This is a genomic window from Curtobacterium sp. NPDC086286 (assembly GCF_044746255.1).
Taxonomy (GTDB): domain Bacteria; phylum Actinomycetota; class Actinomycetes; order Actinomycetales; family Microbacteriaceae; genus Curtobacterium.
Map to the genome: position 1 here is coordinate 196432 of NZ_JBIVBW010000003.1, position 17357 is coordinate 213788.

Here is a 17357-nt window from a genome sequence, read left to right on the forward strand (position 1 = left end):
GTCCGTCCCGTCCCGGGTACGGGCAGGGCCTGCCGCGGTACCAGCCACGGGACGTACGCTCGTCGCATGGGTATCGACGTGCGCAACGAGATCCGCGACTTCCTGTCCTCGAGGCGGGCGCGGCTCACTCCCGAGCAGGTCGGCATGCCGTCGTTCGGCGGCGGTGTCCGACGGGTACCGGGACTGCGTCGGCACGAGGTCGCCATGCTCGCCGGCGTCAGCGTGGACTACTACACGCGGCTCGAGCGGGGTTCGCTCAAGGGCGTCTCGGACAGCGTGCTCGAGGGGCTCGCCGGTGCGCTGCAGCTCGATGAGGACGAGCGCGTGCACCTGTGGGACCTCGCCCGCCTGGCGAACGCCGGCGTGAAGGTCATGCACCGCAACGTCCCGACCCGCGTGCGACCCGGTGTGCAGCGGCTGCTCGACTCGATCACGGGAGCGCCCGCCTGGGTGCGGAACGAGCGCGGTGACGTGGTCGCGACGAACGAGCTCGGTCGCGCGCTGTACGCGCCGATGTTCGCGGGCCCCGGTCGTCCGGTGAACACCGCGCGCTTCACGTTCCTCGACCCCGCGGCGAAGGAGTTCTTCGCGGACTGGGCGCAGACCGCTCGGGACGCGGTGGCGATCCTCCGTGCGGCCGCGGTCTCGAACCCGTGCGAGCCCGGACTCGTGACCCTCGTCGGCGAGCTGTCGACCCGGAGCGAGGAGTTCCGCACGTGGTGGGCCGTCCACGACGTCCGGATGCACCGCACCGGCAAGAAGCGGCTCGTGCACCCGATCGTCGGTGAGCTCCGGCTCGACTACGAGGCGCTGGAACTCGTCGCGGACCCGGGCCTGGTGATGTTCTCGTACTCGGCCGAACCCGGCAGCGAGTCCGAGCGGTCCCTGGCGCTCCTCGGGTCGTGGGCTGCGACCGAGCGTGCCGAGCACTACGCGGCGCTGCGGGAGTCGGAGACCGAGTCGGTCGACTGACCCCCCGCCCGACGGGCGTCAGACGGTGGGGGTCGTGGAACCGGTCTCGTCCGGGCCGGCACCGTGGTCGTCGATGCCGTCGACGACGGCGTCGTACCGCAGCCGCTCGATGCGCAGCTGCCGCTCCGTCGCGGACAGCCGCAGCACGCGGATCGCGGCGAACACGAGCACGATGAGCGCGACCGTCAGTACAGCGAGCGCCACGACGAACGCGATGTACAGGACACTGACGACGGCGAATCCCCCGGAGACCATGGCCCGACCGTAACAGGCCCGGTCCGTAGGCTGGGGCCGTGACGAGGACGACGGACGGTTCAGCGGGGGACGCCGACTCCGCCCGCATCGGTCAGGACCACCGGAAGTACCGTCGGCCGGAGCCGTCCTTCGCCCGGGCGATCGCGAAGGCCCTCGGTGACGCCCGGACGGTCCTCGACGTGGGCGCCGGCGCCGGGTCCTACGAGCCCACCGACCGCGAGGTGACCTCGATCGACGCCACCGCCGAGGACCTGCCGTTCGCCGACGACACGTTCGACGCCGCGATGACGACCTTCTCCGTGCACGAGTGGGGCGACCTCGAGCGTGGGCTGGCCGAGCTGCGCCGGGTGACGCGGGGCCCGATCGTGATCCTGACGTGCGACCCCGACCGTGTCGAGGACTTCTGGCTCGCCGAGTACGCCCCCGAGGTCATGGCGACCGAGGCCCGGCGGTACCCCGCGCTCGCCCGGATCGCGGCGGCCCTCGCCGACGACGCGGTCACGACCAGGCGCCTGCCGATCCCGTTCACGTGCGTCGACGGGTTCTCCGAGGCGTACTACGCGCGGCCGGAACGCCTCCTCGACCCGGGCGCACGACGGGCGGACTCGGCGTGGAGCTCCGTCGACGAGATGACCGCACGGCGATCCGTCGCCGCGCTCCGCACGGCCCTCGAGTCCGGCGAGTGGGACCGAGCCCACGGCGCCCTCCGCACGCAGCCGACGTTCGAGGGCTCGCTCGTCCTCCTCACCGCGCAGCCGCGCCCGGCTTGACACGTCGACGTAGGCTGGTCTGGTGAGCTTCCAGGAGGTGGTCGGCGCCCGTTTCGCCGACATCAGGGCGTGATGCCCCGGGTCGCACCGTTCGGTGCGGCCGCCGTCATCGAACCCTGAACCCTCCGCCCGGTGCGGCATGCGTCCGCGTGCCCCGGGCCCGTCCGAGAGCGAACCACCATGCTGCCCATCAGCGAGAAGACCATCCGCACGTCCTTCGTCAACGCCTCCCGCAAGGAGACCGGCGACCTCACGCTGCCCGCCGACTTCGAGACCGTCGACTGGGACGCACTCGACTACCTCGGCTGGCGCGACCCGAAGCTCGCCCGGCGCGCGTACGCCGTCGTGCCGACCCTCGAGGGCGACCTCGTCGGCATCCTCTTCCGGCAGGCCGAGGCCTCACCCCGTGCCCGGGCGCAGTGCTCGTGGTGCCAGGACGTGAAGCTCCCGAACGACGTCGTGTTCTACAGCGCGAAACGCTCCGGCAAGGCGGGTCGCAACGGCAACACCGTCGGCACGCTCGTCTGCCAGGACTTCCAGTGCTCGCGCAACGTCCGGCGGACGCCGCCGCTCGCGTACGAGGGCTACGACGTCGAGGCCGCACGGCTGCAGCGGATCGAGGACCTGCAGCTCCGCGCGGCGTCCTTCGCCGCGGAGGTCTAGTCGCGACTGCGCACGCGGACGACGAGTGCGCAGCGTGCAGCGCGCGCAGACGTCGTCGAGGTGCGCACCTGCGGTTCGGGAGGCGCGGTGCGGGCCCGACCCGCGCCTCCCGTCCCACAGCGGCGACCGTTCCGGGACCGTCGGCCACCTCGCGCGGGTAACCACGGCGTAACCCCCGTGAAACGGGCGTTCCGTAGCGTGGCGGCATGGACATCGGCGATCTCGACGACGCGACCGTCTCCGACGCGGTCGCCACGGCCACCGGGTGGGCGGCCGTCCCGGCGTGGGCCGACGCACTCGCCGCCGGACGACCGTACGGCTCCGTCGCCGCGCTCCTGGCGCGTGCCGCCGCCGAGGCCCGGGGGTGGGGCGCCGCCGAGCTCGACGCCGCCCTCGCGCAGCACCCGCGGATCGGTGAGCGGGGCAGTGATGCCTCGTCAGCCCGGGAGCAGTCGGCCATGCGCACCGCGGACGACGACGTCGCCCGGGCGATCGCCGCGGGGAACGCCGACTACGAGCGGCGGTTCGGCCGGGTGTTCCTCGTGCGCGCGGCCGGCCGGACGCCCGAGGACCTCCTCGCCGAACTCCGACGGCGGCTCGGCAACGATCCCGACGTCGAGGTCGCCGAGGCCGCCGGCGCCCTCGCGGACATCGCACTGCACCGCATCCGCGCGACCTTCGCCGTCGCCCAGCTGACCACGCACGTCCTCGACGCGACCCGGGGCACACCCGCCGCGGGGGTGGGCCTCGTGCTGAGCACCGTCGACGGCGACGTCCTCGCGACCGGCACGACCGACACCGACGGACGCGCTGCCCTCGGGCCGGACGTCCTGCCACGAGGCGACCTGCAGCTCCGCTTCGACACCGGCGCGTACCACCGCGCCGCCGGCGTAGCGACGTTCCACCCGTTCGTCGTCGTGGCCTTCACCGTGGGCGGGACGGAGCACCTCCACGTGCCACTCCTGCTCAGCCCGTTCGCCTACAGCACCTACCGCGGAAGCTGATCCCATGCCGCGCGGGGCATGTGTCCCGCCCCGCAGCGCGCGAGCGGTCGAAATGTGCGCGGCTCCCATGGCGAACCGCGCATGTTCCGCCCGCTCGCGGAGCCGGGCTGTCGGGCGTGGGTCGCGTCCGTCACCGGACCGAGGCCCGGAACGCACGCCGAGACGGCCTGGAGGCGCGGTGCCAGCCGGCACCGCGCCTCCAGGCCGTCATCCGGTCGCGTCTACCGACCGATGGTCGACATGTCGGGGTAGCGGTCACCCGTCGGCACCGGCAGCGCCGACAGGCGCGCGATCTGGTCCGCGGTCAGGGTGAGGTCGGCTGCGCCGACGTTCTCCTCGAGTCGCGCGACCCGCTTCGTGCCGGGGATCGGCACGACGTCGTCGCCCTGCGCGAGCAGCCACGCCAGCGCCACCTGGGCCGGGGTCCCGCCGACCTCGGTCGCGATCTCCTTGACGGCGTCGACGATGCGCATGTTCTCGGCGAAGGCCTCCTCCTGGAAGCGCGGGTTCGCCAGGCGGAAGTCGTCGGCGTCCAGGTCGGACGGCTTCGTGATCGCTCCCGTCAGGAACCCGCGGCCGAGCGGCGAGTACGGCACGAGGCCGATGCCGAGCTCGCGGAGGGTGTCGAGCACGTCGCCCTCGGGATCCCGGGTCCAGAGCGAGTACTCGCTCTGGAGCGCCGTGATCGGGTGGACCGCGTGGGCCTTCCGGATCGTCGCGGCGCTCGCCTCGGAGAGCCCGATGTGACGGATCTTGCCCTCCTGCACGAAGCCGGCGAGCTGCCCGATGACGTCCTCGATCGGGACGGCCGGGTCGACGCGGTGCTGGTAGTACAGGTCGATGTGGTCGGTGCCGAGGCGGCGGAGCGAGCCCTCGAGCGCCTCGCGCACGGACTCCGGTGCGGAGCTGATGCCGCGGCCCGTGGCGGGCGTCTCCTCGCCGGCGGTGTGCGTGATGAGGCCGAACTTCGTCGCGATGACGACGTCGTCGCGGCGGTCTCCGAGGGCCCGGCGGAGCAGGTCCTCGTTCGTGTAGGGGCCGTACGCCTCGGCGGTGTCGAACAGGGTGACGCCGAGGTCGATCGCGCGGTGGATGGTGCGGATCGACTCGTCGTCGTCGGTGCCGGCGCCCGTGTAGAAGGCGCTCATGCCCATGGTGCCGAGGCCGACGGGGCCGACCTCGAGGTCTGCGAGCTTGCGTGTCTGCATGGGTGCAGGTCTACTCCGGGTCCCTCGGTTGGAGGGAGGCACTGACCGGACCCGTCAGCCGGGAATGCCGGTTCGTGCGGTTCCTCCAAGGTTCCGCGCGTTCGTGGCCCGACCCTGGTGTGATCGGGGCGTGAACCTGTACTTCCGGCTGTTCCTGCTCCAGTTGCGCGTCCGGCTCCGCCCCGCGATCGGCGGACGGCGACCGACGCTCTGGGACGAGGTCCGCACGCCGTTCCGGGTGACCCTGACCGACCTCGACCCGCTGCGGCACGTGAACAACGGGAAGTACCTGTCGATGCTCGACCTCGGGCGGCTCGACCTCATGCTGCGCTCGGGGTTCTGGGGTGCGATCGCCGAGCGCGGCTGGTACCCGGTCGTGTCGGCACAGACGATCACCTACAAGCGGTCGTTGACGCTCGGCCAGCGGTTCGAGCTCGTGACCCGGGTGCTCGGGATGGACGACCGCGCGGCCTACCTGGAGCAGACGTTCGTCCGCCGCGGGGCAGTGGTGGCACGGGCCGTGGTGCAGGCACGGTTCCTGCTGCGCACCGGCGGGACGGTGTCCCCGTCGGAACTGCTCGAGGCCGCGGGCGCGACCGACCGGGACCTGTCGGTGCCGGAGTGGGTGCACGAGTGGGCCGGGGCCACCCGGATCAGCAGCTCGGGTACGCTCGCGGGCACGGGGTCCGAGACCCCGTGACGAGAGGGGACGTCATGACCATCGTGTGGATCGTGATCGGCGTCGCGGTGCTGATCGCCGCCGTCATCACCGTGCTCGAGGTGCAGAACCACCGACGAGCGAAGCGCCTCGCGCACCTCGGACCGGCCGACCCGCGGCTCGGGGCACAGGCGCGAGCGGACGCCGAGGCCGCGCACTCGGTGACCGAGGGGCTGTCGAAGGCCGCGCACCCGGGCATCACCGGCGCCGGCGGCGGGGTCTCCGGACCGTGACCCGTCCCGCCACCAGGCGTGCGGTGCTCGCCGGGGGAGTCGGACTCGGGATCGCCGGGGTGCTCGCCGCGTGCAGTCGACCGGCGCCGTCCCCGTCCCCGTCGGCCACGAGGACGCCCGAGCCCACGGGGACCCCGACCGCGTCACCGACACCGGGCGGCCCCGACTCGTGGGACGCCCTCGCCGCCGCGGTCTCCGGACGGCTGCTGCGCTCGGGGTCGAACGGGTGGAACAGCGCCCGGCTCGTCGAGAACCCCCGGTACGACGACGCCGACCCGCAGGGCATCCTGCGCGCGGCCGGCACCGCGGACGTCCAGGCCGGGCTGGCCTTCGCCCGGAACACGAACACGCCGGTGGCGCTCCGGTCCGGCGGGCACTCCTACACGGGCTGGTCGGCGGGCGGCGCGAGCGGCACCGACGTCCCGCGGTCGCTGGTGATCAGCACGCAGGACCTCGACGGCATCGACCTGCACGACGACGGCACCGTGACGATCGGTCCCGGTGCGCAGCTCGGCGACGTCTACGCCACGCTCGCCGCCGCCGGACGGGCGATCGGCGCCGGGTCCTGCCCCACGGTCGGGATCGGCGGCCTGACGCTCGGCGGCGGGGTCGGTGTGCTCGTCCGCTCCTTCGGGCTGACGTGCGACCAGCTCACCGGTGCGACCGTCGTCACGCCGGACGGCAGCGTGCACGAGGTCTCCGCGACCGCCGAGCCCGACCTGTTCTGGGCCTGCCGCGGCGGGGGCGGTGGAACCGTCGGCGTCGTCACCGCACTGACGTACCGGACGCAGGCCGCGCCCGGCGTCCTGCTCTTCTCGATCACCTTCGCGTGGTCGGCCGCCGCGGCGGTCGTGCGCGCCTGGCAGGACTGGGCGCCCACCGCCGACCCGGAGCTGTGGTCGACGCTCAAGCTGCTGAACGGGAGCCGGCACACCGCCCCGACGGTCACCGTGACGGGTGTGTGGACGGGTTCGAAGACCGGCGCTGACACCACCGTCGACGGTTTCATCGCCGCCACCGGAGCGAAGCCGCTCGCCCACACCGCGCGACAGCTCACCTACGGTGCCGCGATGTCCGCGCTGGCGGGGAAGCCACAGCGGGTGTCCGAGGCGGCGACGTCCTCGATCGGATCGGTGAAACTGTCCGACGAACAGATCGACGTGCTCGTCGCCCACGCCGAGGCCGCCGGTGACGTGGCGGGGAACCTCGAGGGCGGGGTCGCGCTCGACGCCCTCGGCGGTGTCGTCTCCGACGTCGGACGGACCGACACCGCGTTCCCGTGGCGGTCGGCGCTCATGACCGTGCAGTACACCGCCGTGTTCGCGGACGGATCGGACCCGGCACCCTTCGACGCCTACGTCCGGGGGTTCCGGAAGGCGATGCGGCCGGCGTGGGGTGACGCGGCGTACGCGAACTACTGCGACGCGGCGATCACGGACCCGGCGGACTACTTCGACGTGAACACCTCGCGGCTGCACCGGATCGCCGAGCAGGTGGACCCGGACGGGGTGCTGGCGCAGCCGAACTGGGTGTGAGCGGTGGCCCTCCGGACGCCGGTGGGCCGCCCTACGATGACCGCATGGACGCGGACGACCTGGTACTCCCCGACGCCGCTGCCTGGCGCGCCTGGCTCGACGCGCACGAGGACGACCCCGACGGCGTGTGGCTCGTCCTCGCGAAGAAGGGCACCACGGAGCCGACGACGCTGACCTACGACCAGGCGCTCGACGAAGCGCTCTGCTCCGGCTGGATCGACGGGCAGAAGCGCGGGCGGGACACCGCGACCTTCCGCCAGCGGTTCACCCCGCGGCGCAAGGCGTCGATCTGGTCGCAGCGGAACATCGGACTCGTCGGCACCCTCGAGTCCGCGGGGCGCATGCGCGACCGGGGCCGGGCCGAGGTCGAGCGCGCCAAGGGCGACGGCCGGTGGGATCGCGCCTACGCCGGTGCCGCGACGGCCACCGTGCCCGACGACCTGCGGGCAGCGCTCGACGCCGCTCCCGCGGCCGCAGCGCTGTTCGCCGAACTCGACGCCACGAACCGGTACGCCGTGCTCCACCGGATCACGACCGCGCCGAGTGCGACGGCGCGGGCGAACAGGCTCGCGAAGCTCGTCGGCGGGCTCGAGCGGGGCGAGACCCCGTACCCGCGGAAGGCCTGACGGCCGGGTCGAACCACGAAGACGACGTCGAACCAGGCGCGCGGGCTGGTTCGACGTCGGAAACGTGGTTCGACGCACCGGCGACCGCGAACGCACCGACGCCCGCCGTCAGCGCCGCAGGCCGACGAGCACGCCCCGGTGGTCGCTGCCGTTCGCGGGCAGGACCTCGGTCGACGTCGCCCCGAGCCCCCGGGTGAACACGTGGTCGATCCGCACGACGGGCAACTGCGCCGGCCAGGTCGCCCCGAACCCGCCGCCCTCGTCGAGCATCCGGGTCAGCGGGAGCATCTCCGGGTCGGCCGCACCGCCGTTGAAGTCCCCCGCGACGACGAGCCGCTCCGACTCGTCGTCGCGGACCGCCTCGGTGAGCGACGCCAGCATCCGCGGCCGACCGTCCTCGCCGCCAGGTCGCAGTGAGTCCATGTGCACGACGTACAACCGGACGTCGCCGACCCCGGTGTCCACCGTCACACGGAGCGCCCGGGCCCAGCCCAGACCGAGCGTGAGGGGTTCGCCGTCGCGCAGGGTCGTCCGGCTCCACACCCCGATCGACCCGACGCGGTAGTGGTGCGGGTACCGCTCGTCGAGGACGCCCGCGACCGCCGTGCCCGAGGTCTGGGTGAGCTCCTCGAGCGCGATGACGTCCGGGTCACGCGCCGCGATCGACCTCGCGGTGGCGGCCGGGTCGGGGTTGGCGGCCTCGATGTTCTCGGTGACGACCGTCAACTGCGGCGACCCCGACGTGCCGGGAGCGAGCACGCCGGGCAGGACCGCGACGGCCCACGCGGCGGCGAAGGCGAGGGACAGCACGGCGAGCCGCTTCGACCGGGTGCCGAGTGCCGCACCGGCGACGGGGACGAGCAGGAGCGCGAGCCACGGCAGCAGCGAGCCGATCACGGACCCCGAGCTCCCGAGGACGCCCAGGACGGCGGGGACGAGGAGGACGACGATCCCGGCGAGCAACGCGATCCCGACGACACCGATGACGAACGAGCGGCCGGGACTCCGTCTGCGGGAGCGGAGGGGCACGCCGAGGAGGATAGGAACCGCTTCTGACAGATCCCGGGGGACACCGGTTCACCAGACCTGCAACGACGCAGGCGTAGACCGGGGACATGACCACTGGCACCGACACCACGAACCGTCCGGCCGCCGCCTCCGGCACCTTCCGCATCGGTGGTGACCTCGAGGTCCACCGCCTCGGCTACGGCACCATGCAGCTCACCGGCCCCGGCGTCTGGGGACCCCCGAAGGACCACGACGAGGCGATCCGCGTCCTCAAGCGCGCCGTCGAGCTCGGCGTGGACTTCTTCGACACCGCCGACTCCTACGGCCCCTACGTCGCCGAGGACCTGCTCCGCGAGGCGCTGCACCCCTACGGCGACGACATCGTCATCGCGACGAAGGCCGGTCTCACCCGCACCGGGCCGAACGAGTGGCCGCCGGTCGGCCGCCCGGAGTACCTGCGCCAGGAGGCCGAGATGAGCCTCCGCCGCCTCGGCCTCGAGCGCATCGACCTGTTCCAGCTCCACCGCATCGACCCGAAGGTCCCGCTCGAGGACCAGGTGGGCGAGCTGAAGAAGCTGCAGGACGAGGGCAAGATCCGCCACATCGGCCTGTCCGAGGTGTCGGTCGACGAGGTGAAGGCCGCGCAGGAGATCGCCACGATCGTCTCCGTCCAGAACCTGTACAACCTGCAGAAGCGCGACGCCGAGGAACTCCTCGACTGGTCGACCGAGCAGGGCATCGGCTTCATCCCGTGGTTCCCGCTCGCGACCGGCGGTCTCACCGGCAGCGACTCCCCGCTGACCGAGATCGCCGAGCGCAAGGGCGCCACCCCGGCCCAGCTCGCCCTGGCCTGGCTGCTCAAGCGCTCGCCCGTGGTGCTGCCGATCCCCGGCACGTCGAGCGTCGCCCACCTCGAGGACAACCTCGCGGGCGCGACGGTCGAGCTGACCGACGACGAGTTCGAGGAGCTGTCGAAGCTGGGTCACTGACGCGACACGGTGACGGACTGGAGGCGGGGGGGGGGCGGGGGCCCCCCCCCCCCGGCCGGGGGGGGGGGGGGGGGGGGGCCCCGGGGCCCCCCCGCCTCCAGTCCGTCACGGGGTTGCGTTCACATACGCGGTATGTGCATACTCGGTATGTCCAAGGCGGACGGAACGAGGGGGAAGACGTCATGAGCGTACGGATGGGCGTACTCGCGCTGCTGGTGGCCGGGCCCGGCTACGGGTACCAGCTCCGGGGGGAGTTCGAGCACCGGACCGGGGGCAGCTGGCCGCTGAACATCGGCCAGGTCTACACGACGCTCGACCGCCTGGAACGCGACGGCCTCGTGGCCCGCGGTGACGCCGACGACGACGGACACGTCGTCTACACGGCGACCGACGCGGGTCACGAGGAGGTCGCACGCTGGTTCAGCGAGCCGGTCCCGCCGAAGCGCGGCCGTGACGAGCTCGCGATCAAGTTCGCCCTCGCGGTGACGGTGCCCGGCGTCGACGTGCCGCGCCTCGTGCAGGTCCAGCGCGCCGCCGCCGTGCGGAACCTGCAGGACCTGACCCGGCTGAAGCGCTCCTCGGACCCGGCGGACGACCTCGCCTGGTCGCTCGTGCTCGAGTCGATGCTCTTCCAGGCCGAGGCCGACGTCCGCTGGCTCGACCACGTGGAGTCGAGCGTCGCGCGCTACCGGCCGTCCCCGACTCCCGACTCGACGGCCGCTGCCGAGTCGTCCGACGCCACCGTGCGGAGCGCCCGGTGAACGCCGTCGCCCCGCTCCTCGAGCTCGACGCCGTGAGCGTGCAGTACGGCTCCGGCGCGAAGGCCGTCACCGCCCTCGCCGGCATCGACCTGCGCATCGCCCGCGGCGAGATGGTCGCCGTGATGGGCACCTCGGGCTCGGGCAAGTCGACGCTGCTCGCCTGCGCGGGCACGCTCCTGCCGCCGACCAGCGGCGAGGTCGTCATCGACGGCGACTTCGTGTCCGACCGGCCGGCAAAGGACCTCGCCGCCCTGCGTCGGCGTCTCGTCGGGTTCGTGTTCCAGGACTTCAACCTCATCCCCTCGCTGACCGCGGTCGAGAACGTGGCGCTGCCGCTCGAGCTCGACGGCTGGAAGGCGAGCCGTGCCCGCCGCGCAGCCGAACTCGCGCTCGAGAACGTCGAGCTGGGGCACCGCGCCGACGCCTTCCCGGACGACCTGTCCGGTGGCCAGCAGCAGCGGGTCGCGATCGCGCGCGGGGTCGTCGGCGAGCGCCGGCTGGTCCTCGCCGACGAGCCGACCGGTGCCCTCGACTCGCAGACCGGCGAGGTCGTGCTCCGCATGCTGCGCCGGCACGTCGACTCCGGGGCGGGCGCGCTGCTCGTGACCCACGACGCCCGGCACGCGGCGTGGGCGGACCGGATCGTGTTCCTCCGCGACGGCCGCGTCGTGGACGAGACCGTGTACTCGGGCGTCGAGATGGCGCTCACGGACCGGACCGCCTCGTGAACGGGCGTCGGCGACGCGCCGACGCCGGAGCCCGCTCGGGGCGTGACCGCCGCACGCCCTTCGCGCTGCGACCGGCGCTCCGGCTGGGCCGCCGGCTGGCGTTCGCGAAGGCCGGCCGGGCGGCGCTGATCGTCGCCCTCATCGGCATCCCGACCGCCGGGTTCGCCGCGGTGTCGGTCGTCGTGCAGTCGACGCAGCCGACCCAGGCGGAGAGCCTGCGGTACGACCTCGGGCACGCGGCAGCGCAGATGCAGGTCGTCGGCCCGGACCTCCCGGGCATGCGGCAGGACCCCGTGCAGTGGCAGTACACCGAGTCCGCGAAGGACAGCCCGGTCGCGGAGTCCGACGGCGAGGCCCGGTTCGCCGACGTCCTCGACCACGTGCCCGCCGGTGCCGTGTCGATCCCGGTCACCTCGGCGCAGATCGTGCTGACCGGGCCGAAGGGGCCGATCGGGATCCAGGCGGTCGAGGGAGCGGTCTGGTCGCGGGTCCTCGACGGGCACTGGCACGTGCTCGACGGCGCCGCACCGACCAGCCGTGACGAGCTCATGGTCACCCCGGCGACGCTCGAGCGACTCGGCGCGTCGATCGGCGACACGGTCGACCTGACCGACCCGGTGACGAAGCGCTTCACGATCACGGGCACCATGCGCGACGCCGCGTCCGACCCGGGTGCGCAGGGCGTCTTCGTGCCGTGGGGCACCACGCAGCCGACGACCGGCACGGCCGCGGCGCCGTTCGACGTGACCGTGTACCTGGCCTCGGACGCCCCGACGTGGTCGGAGATCCGCGCGCTCAACGCCCACGGGATCACGGTGCAGTCGCGTCCCGTCGTGCTCGACCCGCCCGACGAGCGGTTGCACGGCGCCGGGCTCAGCAGCCCGATCGGCTGGTTCCTCGGGGCGATGGCGCTGCTCGGCGTCTTCGCGATGTTCGAGGTCGCCCTGCTCGCCGGTGCCGCGTTCCTCGTCGGGACCCGGGCGGACATCCGCTCGTACGCGATCGTCACGAGCGTCGGCGGGGACCGACGCTTCGTCCGGTCGATCGTCGCCGGCTCCGGGCTGGTGCTCGGGCTCACCGGCGCCGTCCTCGGGGTCGCGCTCGGCACCGGGGTCGGCGTGCTCGCGTTCCACCTGGCCGACGACGGCAACGTGGGCTCGTGGCCCGGGCTGCACGTCCCGGTCGGCCTGGTCCTGTCGATCGGTGCCGCCGCCGTCCTCGCGGGGCTCGTGTCGGCGCTCGTCGCGGCCCGTGCGGCCACGCGGGTGAACGTCCTCGCCGCGCTGCGCGGCTCGCTCCGGCCCGCGGCGGTGAACCCGCGCGCCGAGCGCCGCCGCCGGATCTGGGCACCGGTGCTCGTCGTCGCGGGCACCGTGATGACGCTGGCGTGCGGTGCGGGCGTGCTGCTCCTCAACGACCGTCCGGTGCAGCAGGACCACCTCGCCTGGATCGTCGGCGCCGGCGTCGCGATCGGCCCGTGCCTCATGCAGCTCGGGGTCGCGATGTCGTCGCCGTGGCTGCTCGCCCTCGTCTCCCGGACCGCGACGCGGCTCGGGCTCTCCGCCCGCATCGCCGCCCGCGACGCCCGGCGCAACCCGGTGCGGACCGTGCCGGTGCTCGCGAGCGTGATGAGCGTCGTGTTCGTGGCCTCGGTGGCGATCACGTGGAGTGCGTCCGAGCACGCGCAGTTCGTCCGCGACTACGAGTACCGCACCGCCGTGGGCGTCGCGACGGCCGACGTCTGGCTCTCGAACGAGGACGGCAGCGACGGCGGCTACGACGCCTCCGTCACGGCGAAGGCGGCGAAGATCGTCTCCGGTGTCCTCGACCACGACCGGGTGCGCGTCCTCGGCGTCGTGGACGGCGTGCCGACCGACGAGCCGTCGACGGTCTCGCTCCTGCACGACTGGGGACGCACGGACTGCCGCGCGAACGACACCACGTCGTGCTCGCGCTACCTGGAGTCGCAGGACAGCTCCGCGCCGAAGATCTGGACCGGCACGGTGGACGACTACGCGGTCCTCACCGGACACCGTCCGTCCGCCACCGTGCGCGACGCCCTCACCTCGGGCCGCGCCGTCGCCCTGTGGCCGGAGTACGCGCACGACGGCCAGGTCCGGCTCGACCAGTTCCGCGACCAGACCACGGACGGGCCAGGGATCACGGACCGGACGCGGCCGGACGCCACGACGTCGATCCCCGCGGTGCTCGACGTGCAGACCCCCCGCATCCAGGTCGGCGTCTTCATGACCCGCGAGACCGCCGAGCGGTACCGGGTCCCGGCGGTGGACGGCATGCTCGTCACGGAGCAGTCCGCGGACCTGACCCCGGCACAGTCCGACGAGCTGACCTCGGCGTGGCAGAGCCTCGGCGGCGCGGACCGCGAACGGTGGGGCGGCCCGTACTTCCAGTACGAGGCCGGTCCGGTCGACGCGCAGGGCATCGTCAAGGCGATCGTCCTCGCCCTCGCCGCGGCGGTGACGATCGGCGCGACCGCCGTCGCCATCGGGCTGGCCCGCTCGGACGGCCGACGCGACGACGAGGTCCTCGACGCGGTCGGTGCGGCACCCGTGCTCCGTCGCCGGGTGTCCGCGTGGCAGGCCGCGATCCTGACGACCGTCGGTGCGGTGATCGGCACGCTGCTCGGGCTGCTGCCCATCCGGGCACTCACCCTCCGCTTCTCGGCGGGACCAGCCGGCACCACGCACCTGCCGTTCGTGGCGGACTGGCCCGTGCTCGCCCTCCTCGGGCTCGGGCTGCCGCTGCTCGTCACCGCGGGGACGTGGGTCTTCGCGGGCCGCCGCCACCGCGTGGCACTGCGGCGCACACCGTGACCGGACGTGGCGGGTCCCGGACCCGACCGGGGCGGCCGGCTGGGAACGGCCGCGAAGACCCACAGCCAGCGGCGCGGTTCCCCAGGTCTGGGGACTGGTACGGCAGGCCGATCCGGGGGATACCTGATGTCGTGTCCCGCACCCGTCGTCTCGCCCTCGTCGCGAGCATCGTCACCGCCGTCTGCCTCGTCGCCGGCGGATCCCTCGTCGTCGGCACGGCCGTCGTGTCGGCGAGCACCGCCGCAGCCGAGCGCGCCCCGTCCGTCGGTCGCGCCTCCGCCGCGCCGGTCGAACGTGCGGACACCCGAGCCGCGGCCGGCGGAACAGCTGTCCGTGCCGCCACACCGGACGACGCCGTGACCGGGGCGCTCGGCTCCAGCGACCGGTCCGGCGCGGTCACCTTCGCGTACGCGGGCGACTCCATCACGGCACGGCCGGACTCCTGGCTTCACGACCTCGTGCCGGACACCCGGTTCCACGCCGTCGGCGGCTACGCGCACAGCGGGTACCGGTCCGACGAGGTCCTCCACGAGATCGGCCCCGTGCCGGACGCGGACGTCCTCGTCGTCGAGCTCGGCACGAACGACGTGAACCAGGCGATCCCGACCGCGACGACGATCGCGAACGTGGACGCCGTCGTCCGGAAGGTCGGTGCGCGGCACGTCCTCGTCGTCTCCGGCCCGCCGTCGAACTGGACCTGGAGCCAGTGGGGCGCCGACCGCCGCGCGGGACAGCTCGTCCTGAGCCGGGCGCTGGAGCGCGACGCGGCGGAGCACGGCTGGTCGTACGTCGACCCGTTCGCCGGGTTCCGGCAGGCGGACGGCGCGTGGGTCCGGGGCGCGTCGGCGGACGGCATCCACGGCGACGCGGCGACGAACGTCGTCGTCGCGCGCGTGATGGCGACGGCGATCACGCGAGCCGCGCGCTGATCGAGACGCGACCAGGGGCGGGCGGGAGGGGCGGGGCGGCACTCCTCCCTCGCAGGCTCGGTCGGCGCGCCCCGCGCAACGCTTCGCGTTGCCGCTGAGCGGGGCGCGCTCCCGTCCGTCAGTCGGTCACTCGGGCAGCGGCTCGGCGTACGTCCGGAACGCACCGCGCTCGGTGTGGATCGCCCAGAGGCGGTCCGCGATCGACGCACCGGAGTGCTCGGGCTGCCCGTCGTCGATGCCGAACGGGATGATGAGCTGGCCGACGTGGACGTCCTCGTCACGGACCGCGTCGTGCAGCAGCTGCGCGTAGGCGCTCTCGCCCGCGAACGCCACGGACGTGCCGGTGACCCGAGCACCCGGGCGCACCGCGCTGCCTCCGTTCACGAACAGGATCGTGCCGTGCCCGATCGCGCGCATGCCGGGCAGCACCTGGCGGACGGCGTTGACCGAGCCGTAGACCGAGAACTCGATCGGGCCGACCAGGTCCTCCGCCGTGGTCTCGAGCACCGGGCGCATGTACTCCTTGGCGGGCAGCGGGCTGTACTGCAGCACCTCGATCGGCCCGAGCTGCTCGGTCGCACGCTCGAGGGCGCCGCGGAGGGAGTCCCCGTCGCGGACGTTCGCGGCGAAGCCGGCGGCGGTGTACCCGTGCTCCCGGAGGCCGGCGGCGAGGGAGTCCAGGCGGTCCTGGTTGCGGGAGAGCAGGGCGATCGAGAAGCCCTCGCGGGCGAAGCGCTCGGCGACGGCGAGGCCGAGGCCCTTGCCGGCTCCGACGATGGCGATGGTGGTCATGAGGTGGTCCTTCCGGTGGTGTGGGGTCGTGCGAGGACGAGCAGTCCCCAGAGCGACACGAGCGCGCCACCGAGGACGAGGACGGCCATCGGGACGGCGGTGTCCGAGCCGCCGAGTCCCGCGATCGGAGCGGTCACGCCGGCCGTCGTCCACTGAACCAGACCGAGCACGGCTGAGCTCGTCCCGGGGTGTGCGGGGACGGCGGACGATGCGAGGGCCCCACCGTTCGTGACGACCAGCCCGTTGCCGATCATGAGCACGAAGAAGCCGATCAGGGCCACGATCAGCGGCATCCCGAACCAGATCGCGCCGATGAGCATGCCCGCACCGGCGACGCCCATGCAGGCCTGCCCGACGAGGATGATGCGTCTCGTGGACACCCGGCCGGCGAGTCGGGCGGCCACGAGGGACGCGACCGTCATCGCGCCCGCGTTCGCCGCGAAGTCGATCGCGTACGCCGTCGGCGACAGTCCGTTCATGGTCTGCAGCACGAACGGCGAGGTCGCGACGTACGCGAACACCCCGACGAACGCAGCGCACGCGGTGACGACGTAGCCGACGAACCGTCGATCACCGAGGACCTGCCGCGCCGCGAGCCGGAACGTGCGCAGGCCACCGGCGTGCCGTCGGTCCCGTGGGAGGGACTCGGGGACGACGACGGCCGCGGTCACGCACATGAGCATCCCGAGGCCGGCGAGGACCCAGAACGTGGTCCGCCAGTCACCGAACCCCAGGATCGCGGCGCCGAACAGCGGCCCGAGCACGGGTGCGATCCCGCCGATGCCCATCACGACGTTGAGGACCCGGACGAGCTGGGCGCCGTGGGCGAGGTCGACGACCACCGACCGGGCGATCACCATCACCCAACCGCCCGCGAACCCCTGCACGAGGCGCGCCGCCGTGAGCACGCCGATCGACGGGGCGAGCGCGCACACGACCGACGCCGCGACGACGAGCAGCGTGCCGGCGAGCAGCGGCAGGCGGCGCCCGCGCTGGTCGGAGAACGGTCCGCCGACGAGCTGCCCGAGGCCCATGCCCGCGAAGAACGTCGTGAGGGTCAGCTGCACGGCGGAGGCGCTCGTGCGGAACTCGGCCTCGACGGTCGGGAACGCGGTGACGTACATGTCGGTCGCGAGCGGCGCGACCGCGGTGAGGAACACGACGGCGGCGACGAGGGCCGTGGGCACGGCGCGGGCGGTCGGGGGAGCGGGCGGGGTCACGGTGGCGGGCACGGACCCATCGAACGGCTGGTCGGTGCGCTGGTGGGAGTCCCTGCCGACAGGGGTTCCACCGCAACCCCCGTCACCCAGGGGATTCCCGACCGCCGCGTGT

At 73.5% G+C, this 17357-nt stretch carries 18 protein-coding genes and 1 pseudogene; 14 read left to right on the top strand and 5 right to left on the bottom strand.

Annotation, left to right across the window (positions count from 1 at the left end; all coding sequences use genetic code 11):
• Positions 1-66: 66 nt before the first annotated feature.
• On the top strand, positions 67-972 hold the full coding sequence (locus tag ACIPKM_RS06755) for a helix-turn-helix transcriptional regulator (RefSeq protein ID WP_402736420.1): 906 nt from the start codon (positions 67-69) through the stop codon (positions 970-972).
• An 18-nt stretch (positions 973-990) separates the two neighbouring features.
• Here the strand turns inward: ACIPKM_RS06755 and ACIPKM_RS06760 are convergent, their stop codons facing one another.
• Positions 991-1227 carry a hypothetical protein gene (locus ACIPKM_RS06760; RefSeq protein ID WP_402736421.1) on the bottom strand — a complete coding sequence of 79 codons (237 nt, stop codon included), beginning with the start codon at positions 1225-1227 and terminating at the stop codon, positions 991-993.
• Positions 1228-1265: 38 nt separating this feature from the next.
• On the opposite strand from ACIPKM_RS06760, the gene ACIPKM_RS06765 reads away from it, so the two are divergent.
• The 4 genes and pseudogenes from ACIPKM_RS06765 to uraH all read left to right on the top strand — a co-directional run bounded on the left by ACIPKM_RS06765 (position 1266) and on the right by uraH (position 3664).
• Positions 1266-1997 (top strand): class I SAM-dependent methyltransferase, encoded by a 732-nt coding sequence (locus tag ACIPKM_RS06765; protein ID WP_402736422.1) that lies wholly within the window; start codon positions 1266-1268, stop codon positions 1995-1997.
• 180 nt (positions 1998-2177) lie between these two features.
• The gene (locus tag ACIPKM_RS06770) at positions 2178-2660 is read left to right on the top strand and encodes an FBP domain-containing protein (RefSeq protein ID WP_071294179.1); all 483 of its coding nucleotides are present in this window, start codon (positions 2178-2180) and stop codon (positions 2658-2660) included.
• A 206-nt stretch (positions 2661-2866) separates the two neighbouring features.
• Positions 2867-3325: pseudogene (gene uraD, locus ACIPKM_RS06775) on the top strand (2-oxo-4-hydroxy-4-carboxy-5-ureidoimidazoline decarboxylase); the annotation flags it as partial.
• On the top strand, positions 3326-3664 hold the full coding sequence (gene uraH, locus ACIPKM_RS06780) for a hydroxyisourate hydrolase (RefSeq protein WP_402736533.1): 339 nt from the start codon (positions 3326-3328) through the stop codon (positions 3662-3664).
• Positions 3665-3885: 221 nt separating this feature from the next.
• Here uraH and ACIPKM_RS06785 read toward each other — a convergent pair whose 3' ends face one another.
• Positions 3886-4872 carry an aldo/keto reductase gene (locus ACIPKM_RS06785; RefSeq protein ID WP_402736423.1) on the bottom strand — a complete coding sequence of 329 codons (987 nt, stop codon included), beginning with the start codon at positions 4870-4872 and terminating at the stop codon, positions 3886-3888.
• Positions 4873-5002: 130 nt separating this feature from the next.
• Between ACIPKM_RS06785 and ACIPKM_RS06790 the strand changes: the two genes are divergently transcribed.
• The 4 genes from ACIPKM_RS06790 to ACIPKM_RS06805 are packed head-to-tail and all read left to right on the top strand — an operon-like array spanning position 5003 to position 7984.
• Positions 5003-5572 (top strand): acyl-CoA thioesterase, encoded by a 570-nt coding sequence (locus ACIPKM_RS06790; protein WP_402736424.1) that lies wholly within the window; start codon positions 5003-5005, stop codon positions 5570-5572.
• Positions 5573-5586: 14 nt separating this feature from the next.
• Complete coding sequence (locus ACIPKM_RS06795) at positions 5587-5823, top strand: hypothetical protein (protein ID WP_071302341.1); 237 nt, start codon at positions 5587-5589, stop codon at positions 5821-5823.
• A complete protein-coding gene (locus tag ACIPKM_RS06800) occupies positions 5820-7358 on the top strand; it encodes an FAD-binding oxidoreductase (protein ID WP_402736425.1) in 1539 nt (512 codons plus the stop codon). Before ACIPKM_RS06795 ends, ACIPKM_RS06800 begins: the two co-directional genes overlap by 4 nt.
• Positions 7359-7402: 44 nt before the next feature.
• The gene (locus ACIPKM_RS06805; RefSeq protein WP_402736426.1) at positions 7403-7984 is read left to right on the top strand and encodes a YdeI family protein; all 582 of its coding nucleotides are present in this window, start codon (positions 7403-7405) and stop codon (positions 7982-7984) included.
• 108 nt (positions 7985-8092) lie between these two features.
• Here ACIPKM_RS06805 and ACIPKM_RS06810 read toward each other — a convergent pair whose 3' ends face one another.
• Positions 8093-9013 (bottom strand): endonuclease/exonuclease/phosphatase family protein, encoded by a 921-nt coding sequence (locus ACIPKM_RS06810; protein WP_402736427.1) that lies wholly within the window; start codon positions 9011-9013, stop codon positions 8093-8095.
• Positions 9014-9099: 86 nt separating this feature from the next.
• Here ACIPKM_RS06810 and ACIPKM_RS06815 point away from each other — a divergent pair, with 86 nt between their 5' ends.
• From ACIPKM_RS06815 to ACIPKM_RS06835, 5 genes are all read left to right on the top strand, one after another.
• On the top strand, positions 9100-9981 hold the full coding sequence (locus tag ACIPKM_RS06815; RefSeq protein WP_070417544.1) for an aldo/keto reductase: 882 nt from the start codon (positions 9100-9102) through the stop codon (positions 9979-9981).
• 182 nt (positions 9982-10163) lie between these two features.
• Positions 10164-10742 carry a PadR family transcriptional regulator gene (locus tag ACIPKM_RS06820; RefSeq protein WP_070417543.1) on the top strand — a complete coding sequence of 193 codons (579 nt, stop codon included), beginning with the start codon at positions 10164-10166 and terminating at the stop codon, positions 10740-10742.
• Positions 10739-11470, top strand: a complete 732-nt coding sequence (locus ACIPKM_RS06825; RefSeq protein ID WP_071294186.1) for an ABC transporter ATP-binding protein — start codon at positions 10739-10741, stop codon at positions 11468-11470. Before ACIPKM_RS06820 ends, ACIPKM_RS06825 begins: the two co-directional genes overlap by 4 nt.
• The gene (locus tag ACIPKM_RS06830) at positions 11467-14304 is read left to right on the top strand and encodes a hypothetical protein (protein WP_402736428.1); all 2838 of its coding nucleotides are present in this window, start codon (positions 11467-11469) and stop codon (positions 14302-14304) included. Before ACIPKM_RS06825 ends, ACIPKM_RS06830 begins: the two co-directional genes overlap by 4 nt.
• A gap of 131 nt (positions 14305-14435) precedes the next feature.
• Positions 14436-15233: an SGNH/GDSL hydrolase family protein gene (locus ACIPKM_RS06835; RefSeq protein WP_402736429.1), complete on the top strand. Its 798-nt coding sequence runs from the start codon at positions 14436-14438 to the stop codon at positions 15231-15233.
• Positions 15234-15359: 126 nt separating this feature from the next.
• On the opposite strand, the gene ACIPKM_RS06840 is transcribed toward ACIPKM_RS06835, so the two are convergent.
• Together ACIPKM_RS06840 and ACIPKM_RS06845 are read right to left on the bottom strand one after the other, a co-directional pair.
• Positions 15360-16025, bottom strand: coding sequence for an SDR family oxidoreductase (locus ACIPKM_RS06840; RefSeq protein ID WP_070417539.1), 666 nt, complete (start codon positions 16023-16025; stop codon positions 15360-15362).
• Positions 16022-17257 carry a multidrug effflux MFS transporter gene (locus tag ACIPKM_RS06845; protein WP_402736430.1) on the bottom strand — a complete coding sequence of 412 codons (1236 nt, stop codon included), beginning with the start codon at positions 17255-17257 and terminating at the stop codon, positions 16022-16024. The genes ACIPKM_RS06840 and ACIPKM_RS06845 overlap by 4 nt, the downstream gene beginning before the upstream one ends.
• Between the last annotated feature and the right edge of the window lie 100 nt (positions 17258-17357).

Bases quoted from the DNA above. Each gene is read 5' to 3' on its own strand.
- ACIPKM_RS06795 (WP_071302341.1), top strand. From the start codon at position 5,587: ATGACCATCGTGTGGATCGTGATCGGCGTCGCGGTGCTGATCGCCGCC.
- ACIPKM_RS06840 (WP_070417539.1), bottom strand. From the start codon at position 16,025: ATGACCACCATCGCCATCGTCGGAGCCGGCAAGGGCCTCGGCCTCGCC.
- ACIPKM_RS06785 (WP_402736423.1), bottom strand. From the start codon at position 4,872: ATGCAGACACGCAAGCTCGCAGACCTCGAGGTCGGCCCCGTCGGCCTC.
- ACIPKM_RS06815 (WP_070417544.1), top strand. From the start codon at position 9,100: ATGACCACTGGCACCGACACCACGAACCGTCCGGCCGCCGCCTCCGGC.
- ACIPKM_RS06760 (WP_402736421.1), bottom strand. From the start codon at position 1,227: ATGGTCTCCGGGGGATTCGCCGTCGTCAGTGTCCTGTACATCGCGTTC.
- ACIPKM_RS06805 (WP_402736426.1), top strand. From the start codon at position 7,403: ATGGACGCGGACGACCTGGTACTCCCCGACGCCGCTGCCTGGCGCGCC.
- ACIPKM_RS06820 (WP_070417543.1), top strand. From the start codon at position 10,164: ATGAGCGTACGGATGGGCGTACTCGCGCTGCTGGTGGCCGGGCCCGGC.
- ACIPKM_RS06770 (WP_071294179.1), top strand. From the start codon at position 2,178: ATGCTGCCCATCAGCGAGAAGACCATCCGCACGTCCTTCGTCAACGCC.
- ACIPKM_RS06755 (WP_402736420.1), top strand. From the start codon at position 67: ATGGGTATCGACGTGCGCAACGAGATCCGCGACTTCCTGTCCTCGAGG.